The organism is Dolichospermum compactum NIES-806 (genome assembly GCF_002368115.1).
Classification (GTDB): domain Bacteria; phylum Cyanobacteriota; class Cyanobacteriia; order Cyanobacteriales; family Nostocaceae; genus Dolichospermum; species Dolichospermum compactum.
The window spans coordinates 1,511,597-1,519,110 of sequence record NZ_AP018316.1; the positions used below are offsets into that span (position 1 = coordinate 1,511,597).

A 7,514-nucleotide genomic window follows, 5' to 3' on the forward strand; every position below is an offset into this window, starting at 1 on the left:
AAATAACTAATAAATAAATTGTAGCAAGATGTAACTCTGGTTAGTTTGCCATCTACACGCTGTTTGGTAGAATGTCTAGGTTGTTTAATCTCATGATCTTCATCTTTGAGTCAGTCAATAGATACTATCAACCTCGATACATTAGCCCAAGAACTAGCAACTATCCAGCAAACAGGTTCCAAGCGGATTGCCTTGCTAGGTTCTCGTCATGTGCCAATTACCCACCAGAATCTGATTGAAATGATGACTTATGCTCTGATTTTATCGGGCAACCGTATCATTACTTCTGGTGCTACAGGCACAAACTCTGCGGCCATCCGGGGCGCAACTAAGGCTGATCCCAACTTACTCACGGTAATTTTACCTCAGAGCTTGGAACGTCAACCCCAGGAATCGCGCCAGCAATTAGAACAGGTGATGCACCTGGTGGAAAACCCCAGTAATGATAACTTGTCTCTAGCTGAAGCGAGTTACTTATGTAACAAAGAAATTATTTCTCGTTGTCAACAACTAATTTGCTTTGCATTTCATGATAGTCGCACTCTGCTACAAACCTGTAGTGATGCAGAAGACCAGCGAAAAGTGGTAACACTCTTCTACTTTGACTAGAGTGAACTGCTGTTTTTGCAAAGCGAATGATGGAGATGGGAAATTTTTGGGTAAAGGGTAATAATTTAACTAAATTACCCCTTATCCATTGATAAGAATGATTAATGCTTGACCAAGTACCCTAATTAAATTAGTTGAATGTCGCTATCTCTATTACCAGTACCTGCTATTTTTTTATACTCTATTGTCGTCGCGGCTATTCTCATTTATCTACCCTATTTATTGGTAGCTTTTGCTAGAGTGCAGGTAGGATATGATCTTTCTGCGCCTCGCGCTATGTTTGACAAGTTGCCACCCTATGCCCAACGGGCAACATGGGCCCATGAAAACTCCTTTGAAGGGTTTATGGTTTTTGCGGCAGCAGCGTTAATGGCGTATGTTACTGGGGTAAGTTCCACTGAAGCAGTAACCGCAGCGATCGCTTTTAATATTGCTCGTTTGCTATACTCTATTTTCTATATTACGAATATACCCCTGTTGCGATCGCTCATGTTCGGTATTGCTTCTTTTAGTTCAGGAACTCTGTTTTACCTCAGTCTCATGCAAATCAAATAATTAAGAAAAAGGGAAGGGGAATTTTCAACTTTGTCTCTTCCCTGTTCCCAACTACCAATTACCAATTACCCATTACCAATTTTATTTATGGCTGCTACTTTTTCTTTTGATATCGTCAGCGACTTTGATAGACAAGAATTAGTGAATACTATTGATCAAGTCACAAGAGACGTTAAAAGCCGTTACGATCTTAAAGATACTCAAACCACAATTGAATTAGGCGAAGAAAAAATCACCATTGGCGCTGACAGCGACTTTACCTTAGAATCGGTTCATACCATCCTCCGGGAAAAAGCAGCCAAGCGTAACCTTTCCCAGAAGATCTTTGAATTTGGTAAAATCGAATCTGCCAGCGGCAACCGTGTCCGTCAAGAAATCACTCTCAAAAAAGGCATCAGCCAAGAAATTGCTAAACAAATTTCTAAATTGATTCGAGACGAAATTAAAAAGGTGCAAGCTTCAATTCAAGGTGATGCTGTACGAGTAACAGCTAAATCAAAAGATGATTTACAACTGGTGATTCAACGTCTTAAACAAGAAGATTTCCCCGTTGCCTTGCAATTTACAAATTATCGTTAGAAAGAGACAAGATGCAGGGGCAGGGAGAAAGAATATTCCCATTACCAATTACCTCAAATTACTTACTTCCCCCGATGCTTTTTTGAAATGCGGGACGTTCAGACATTGACTGAATATAGTTCACAATTGCTGGGTAAGCACTCAAATCTAACTTGAGCATAATGGGGATATAAGAGAGAATTGATCCCACAGCCACATCGGCAACGGTAAAATCATTACCCAGTAAGAAAGGCTGTTTTGTCAAAATTTCATTTAAAGGAGTCAATAATCGTGGCATTTCTCGTTCACGATTGGCTTCTATAAAAATACCTGTTCCTAAACTAGAATTGGCAAATAATACCCACTGGGTAAATATGGCTTTTTCTTCGACGGAATAGGCGGTTTTAGCGTATTTTTCCGCTAAATAAAGCAAAATTGCGCCTGACTCCCAAAGCTGGAAATCACCATCCACAATTGCGGGAACTTTACCCATAGGGTTAATTTTGAGGAACTCAGACTGGAGATGTTCCCCTGCTTTCATATCTAACAGCACGAATTCATAAGGAACTTCCAGTTCCTCTAAGTACCACTGGATAATCGCAGCCCGACTACGAGCGCCGCCGTAAAGTTTCAACATAGTCATCTGAAATATTAAAGAACTTTGTGAGTGTGAGAGTGTTGTTTTACGTTGTCGTCTTTTGTGACAACTCTAGCTGCATTTAGTACCCGTTTGCGCTCTGTGGAATAATTCAAATCGGTTTTAGTAGTTCCCAAGGGAATCAAGGTTTGGGCTACTTCACGGCGCTTATAGGTACGAGCCGCAGAAAATAATCGTAATGGAAACTCATCTCCAAATTGTGCTGACTCTGGAAACCCTTCTGGCAAAGATAGTTTATCACCCTCTAATACAGATCCCAAAGTTGTTGCATAAATCAATCTGTAAGAGGTGGGAATTTGTTTACATATAGCTTCTAAAGCTGCGGAAGGAATGGGTTCTATCACTTCAATTTGATGCACTTCCCCGTCTTCTTTATAAAAGCACGTAGCTAAACCAAGAACAATATAGTCCTCGGTATTGAGGTCGGTTGCATCAGCATAAGAAATTGTTGTTGTCATAAGAAATGTCTCTTCTAAAATTGGGAAATAGGGCTTTGTTAGTTGTCAGTTGTTCGTTGTTACTGGTAAAAATTTCTCTTGTCTTGTGCTTCTTTCCTTTGCTTTTTCCCTGTCATCATTAAAATTTACACTTCAATTCTTTAGAATTTTACTGATTCGGGAATTGAACTTGGGTATGAAGTATACATTATTAGGCTTATGGCTCGTCTGTTGCTGGATGTAAAATCCACGTTCTTCAACAATCCTAGAGACATCAAGACACAAAGACTGTAATTTTATTTGACAAATCAAGTAAATCAAATAGGCAACCCATGAATAAGCACTCTTTTTTTAATTCTGGTATTCAAAACAATCAAGTATGTGTTTCTGATCAAAACAATCCTTGTCATCAATCTGAGCGGTTACAGGATGGTAATGAATCAATGTTAGAAGAACGTTATTTACGCTCTTGTGCTTTGAAGTTAGCACAACAAGGGGATTATACCAAAGCGATCGCTCTGTTAAGTCACCTGATTGACCATCATCCCGAAAATGCCGTTGATTACAATAACCGGGGACTAATTTATTTTCAAAGTGGTGATAGTCAAAAAGCCATCTCCGATTATAACAAAGCCTTGGATCTAAATTCTAAATTAGCTAGTGCCTACAATAACCGGGCTAATTATTACGCTGCTTGTGGTCAATTAACTGACGCATTAGCTGATTATGAACAAGCGTTGGATCTCAATCCCCATCATGTTCGGGCTTGGATTAATCGCAGTATTACTTTACGCGATTTGGGAAACTATGCTGAAGCTATTGAAAACTTGGAAATTGCTATGCTATTTGGTCAACTTAAAGGCAATATTTGGGCAGAACGGGGACGGACTTATCATCTCTGGGGTGATTGGAATTGTGCAATAGCAGATTATCGTCGCGCGTTGGCAGAGCTACCATCTTTGAATTATCAAGATGTTTCTGGTTATCGCTTGCGTTTACAACTCGAAACCTGGTTAAACGAGTTGCTGTTTTTTGAAGATTAATTTTAGCAGTAGATGACTTAATTCAGAATTATCAGGGGGAGTATCAAGGTGCTGAATTAGATGGTTCTATTACAGTCTGATCTTGATTCATTAATATAACTGGACGCTGATTAGGGTCAAAGCGAAATGATTTTTGTTGCATAATACTTTTAGCTTCACCGGGATCAAAGTTGCGGGTAAATTCTGTCTGCAAATTTTGCACACGCCCTTCCATCACTTTTACTTCGGTACGGACTGTTCGCAACTTATCCTGTTGTGACCAATGATAAGGTAATAATTGTACTAAGGCAGATACCGCTGCTGCACTAATAACTATATTAACTGCTACTTTAGCTGTAGTTTCCAGTGCCATGACTTGATAAGCACGTTGGCGTAAGTGTCGTTTAGGTCTTGGTACAGTTCGTTTTTTTTCTACGGGTTGTAGAGGAGGTTTAGATGGTTGGAACGCATTCATGGTGCTAAGAAAAGGCTTGCATAATTTACGGTAATGACCGTCAGAAGCAAACAGGTGCTAATTGCGGCTTAATTTAGCTGCTATATTACTCCATTTTTGGGAAATTTATACAAGTATGAGAATAAATAAAATATTACCTAGTAAGGTAAGGTGCAATTTTCAAAATTCCCATAGCTTAGAACTACAAAAACTTAGAAATCACGCTTACGGATACTAGGCTTGATCACCTGTAACAGAGTTACATTGGTGTTATTTGTATAGCTCTGTAGCTAAACGCCAAGCTAGAATTCCTGGAATTAGTGCTACAACCAACGCAATGTAAACTTGAGTATCTGAGATAGGCATAATGGAAATCCTCCTAAATTGAACTAGATTTTCAAGACTTCGTTTACTACTTTTCCCTGTTTTAGCAAGATTAGGAAACATCTTGTTACAAGATGCAACAAAAACTGGGGGTTTCTCATTGGTTCCCTGTTCCCTGTCACCTGTCCCCTGAATTTTATGACTTTATCCCTTGGTATTGACTTTGGCACTTCTGGCGCACGGGGTGTGGTAATTGATGAAGAAGGTCGCGTTTTGTCGGAAATGCGTCATTATTGGCTGGTTGAGACTATTGACTGGGTTAAATGTTGGCGAGAGGCTTTATGGAGTCTATTAGGGCAAATTCCGGGCGCTTTAAGGGGGGATATAGGGGCGATCGCTATTAATGGGACTTCTTCGACTATTTTGCTGACTGATGGGGCTGGAGAGCCTGTAGACGCGCCGCTATTGTACAACGATGGTCGGGGTGCAATGGCTTTAGAACAGTTGAGTCAGGTTGCTCCAACTAATCACACCGTGTTAAGTGCTACATCCAGTCTAGCGAAACTCCTCTGGATGCAAGTATTACCTGATTTTGCAAAAGCTAGATATTTATTGCATCAAGCCGATTGGTTGGGGTTTCTTCTGCATGGAAAGTTAGGTATTAGCGATTACCATAACGCCTTGAAATTAGGTTATGACGTGGAAAAATTGCAATATCCAAAATGGTTGGAACAGTTACAAATTCCCCTCCAGTTACCACAAGTCTTAGCACCGGGGACGGCTATTGGTGAATTACTTCCCCGGATTGCGGCTTATTTTGGCTTTAAAGGCGATTGTTTGGTGGTTGCTGGCACGACAGATAGTATTGCGGCTTTTCTAGCCAGTGGAGCTAAATTTCCAGGGGAAGCGGTAACTTCCCTGGGTTCAACTTTGGTACTAAAACTTTTAAGTCGGCACAGAATTGAAGATGCGCGATATGGAATTTATAGTCATCGTTTAGGTAATTTGTGGTTGACTGGAGGTGCTTCTAATACAGGAGGTGCTGTTTTAAAGCATTTTTTCAGCGATGTTGAGTTAGTGAGGTTAAGTGGGGAAATTGATCCGACTCAACCCAGTGAGTTAGATTATTACCCATTATTGAAACCAGGCGATCGCTTTCCCATTAATGATCCTCAATTATTACCCAGACTAGAACCGCGTCCAGATCAAAATAAAGAATTTCTACATGGTTTATTAGAAAGTATGGCGAGAATAGAAACCAGAGGATATGAACTATTACAAAATCTAGGTGCAGATTCTTTAATTAATATTTATACCGCTGGTGGTGGTGCGACTAATTCCACTTGGACAGCTATTCGTCAACGTTATTTAAAAGTACCCGTTGTTTCATCAATTCATACGGAAGCAGCTTATGGAACAGCACTTTTAGCAATGGGAAAAGTACAGATTTAACCTGAGTTAGGTGTTAGGAGTTCGGAGTTTCTCCTTCGGAGACGCTACGCGAACGGAGTTATGATTTTTCAAGGAGAGAATAAGGGTTTGAGACTCATACTTGGGGCGAGTTTTTCCAAAATTATCTTATGTCGAACTCAGGTAATTTAGGGTTTCAAAGATTCAGGTTCGTCAGATACCCGATTTTTTGAATAAGTTGGGGATCTTATTTATGAACTAACTAACAGCTAATGATTTTTCACTGTAATATTCTGTTTGCGGGTAAATGCTAATAATGGTATTTCCCACTTCAAAAAATGTTCCTGACTGTTCATTTTTAGAAAATTGCAAATGGGGGTATTTAGCCGCTAATTGATCAGCCGTTAACGCTGTAGCAGGGATTTTATTTGGTAATAATCCTGTCGAACCAATATAAAAGACCATAGGGGAAATATTTTCTCGGTAAATTTGCTCAACATAAACTGCTAATGTTTTATAAGCTGTCGTCATAACTGCAATCAAATCCTCTCTATTAACAGATTTATTAGCGTGTTGAGTATATAATAACGCCAAGTTATGTTCACCAACTTTGCTGAGAATTTCTCCTACTTTGCCATTTATATTGATTCCCAGAAAGTCGTCAAAAATGGGTTTCATCAAATCATCAACTTTAGTTAGTTTCATTCTTGCAGAAATGGCTTTTTGTCGAAAAGCGATATTTTGATTTAACCACATTTCCCAAGTTGGTTTCAGAAAAATTTCTCCAGTTTCTTGGTCATAAACTTCATATCTCCGCGCTAAAAACTGGTTGGCAGCATATAATTTACTCAAATTGAGAATATCCTGATTACCAAACTCAATTTTATGACTAATATGAGAATCAATTGGTTCTGAATATTCTTGAGTAGTGGGAAAATTTAGGTAGAGATTTTTTGACAAATAATGTTGTTTTAATTCCTCTACTTGATTACTCACAAATAATTCTGATTGATGGCGATGGCGTAAACAAGCAGATAAAATGCTCATAATCACCTTAATTTCTGCTAATTGCGTAAATAAGCCATCAATATTGCCAAACTTGATATTAACAGGAACTAATGGTAAATTATCTAATTGAATTTGATATTCACAATCAAATTCAAATTTATCAACAATAATTACACCTTTAGATTGCAATAAATCAAATACTTTCTTGTTGCTGATTTTGATATTTAAAGTCGAAATATGAACTTTACCATCTTTGACAATGGTATAATTATTGAAATTATGCAAATCATGAGCCAGCAACCCTGCAATCTCAATAATAGGAGTATGATCTTCAGCCTTTACCAGTTTAACTTTCCGCTTCACTAACATATTAATAGTAGCAGTATTGCGATTTATAGCAAATACACCCATTTGCACAAAATCACCAGCATAAATATCTTCAGTTTGTAAATTAGGAGTTATTAAATCACCATTAATAT

Annotated in this window: 10 protein-coding genes; 5 read left to right on the forward strand and 5 right to left on the reverse strand. The window is 38.7% G+C overall.

Annotated features, from left to right (window positions below; all coding sequences use genetic code 11):
• Positions 1–105 precede the first annotated feature (105 nt).
• The 3 genes from CA730_RS07410 to CA730_RS07420 all read left to right on the forward strand — a co-directional run bounded on the left by CA730_RS07410 (position 106) and on the right by CA730_RS07420 (position 1,743).
• A complete protein-coding gene (locus CA730_RS07410; RefSeq protein WP_053540673.1) occupies positions 106–609 on the forward strand; it encodes a hypothetical protein in 504 nt (167 codons plus the stop codon).
• 138 nt (positions 610–747) lie between these two features.
• On the forward strand, positions 748–1,164 hold the full coding sequence (locus tag CA730_RS07415) for an MAPEG family protein (protein ID WP_096665755.1): 417 nt from the start codon (positions 748–750) through the stop codon (positions 1,162–1,164).
• Between the two features lie 87 nt (positions 1,165–1,251).
• Positions 1,252–1,743 carry a YajQ family cyclic di-GMP-binding protein gene (locus CA730_RS07420; protein WP_096665758.1) on the forward strand — a complete coding sequence of 164 codons (492 nt, stop codon included), beginning with the start codon at positions 1,252–1,254 and terminating at the stop codon, positions 1,741–1,743.
• 58 nt (positions 1,744–1,801) lie between these two features.
• Here the strand turns inward: CA730_RS07420 and CA730_RS07425 are convergent, their stop codons facing one another.
• Together CA730_RS07425 and CA730_RS07430 are read right to left on the reverse strand one after the other, a co-directional pair.
• The gene (locus tag CA730_RS07425) at positions 1,802–2,359 is read right to left on the reverse strand and encodes a glutathione S-transferase family protein (RefSeq protein WP_096665761.1); all 558 of its coding nucleotides are present in this window, start codon (positions 2,357–2,359) and stop codon (positions 1,802–1,804) included.
• Positions 2,360–2,373: 14 nt separating this feature from the next.
• Positions 2,374–2,838, reverse strand: a complete 465-nt coding sequence (locus CA730_RS07430; RefSeq protein ID WP_096665764.1) for a hypothetical protein — start codon at positions 2,836–2,838, stop codon at positions 2,374–2,376.
• A gap of 311 nt (positions 2,839–3,149) precedes the next feature.
• On the opposite strand from CA730_RS07430, the gene CA730_RS07435 reads away from it, so the two are divergent.
• Positions 3,150–3,860, forward strand: a complete 711-nt coding sequence (locus tag CA730_RS07435; protein ID WP_096665768.1) for a tetratricopeptide repeat protein — start codon at positions 3,150–3,152, stop codon at positions 3,858–3,860.
• A 43-nt stretch (positions 3,861–3,903) separates the two neighbouring features.
• Here the strand turns inward: CA730_RS07435 and CA730_RS07440 are convergent, their stop codons facing one another.
• Complete coding sequence (locus CA730_RS07440; protein WP_096665771.1) at positions 3,904–4,314, reverse strand: slr1601 family putative cell division protein; 411 nt, start codon at positions 4,312–4,314, stop codon at positions 3,904–3,906.
• Between the two features lie 249 nt (positions 4,315–4,563).
• The gene (gene psaM, locus CA730_RS07445; RefSeq protein WP_027404816.1) at positions 4,564–4,659 is read right to left on the reverse strand and encodes a photosystem I reaction center subunit XII; all 96 of its coding nucleotides are present in this window, start codon (positions 4,657–4,659) and stop codon (positions 4,564–4,566) included.
• 156 nt (positions 4,660–4,815) lie between these two features.
• Here psaM and CA730_RS07450 point away from each other — a divergent pair, with 156 nt between their 5' ends.
• Positions 4,816–6,069, forward strand: coding sequence for an FGGY-family carbohydrate kinase (locus CA730_RS07450; protein ID WP_096665774.1), 1,254 nt, complete (start codon positions 4,816–4,818; stop codon positions 6,067–6,069).
• A gap of 216 nt (positions 6,070–6,285) precedes the next feature.
• On the opposite strand, the gene CA730_RS07455 is transcribed toward CA730_RS07450, so the two are convergent.
• A partial coding sequence (locus CA730_RS07455; RefSeq protein WP_231940024.1) for a hypothetical protein occupies positions 6,286–7,514 on the reverse strand: 1,229 nt, incomplete at its 5' end.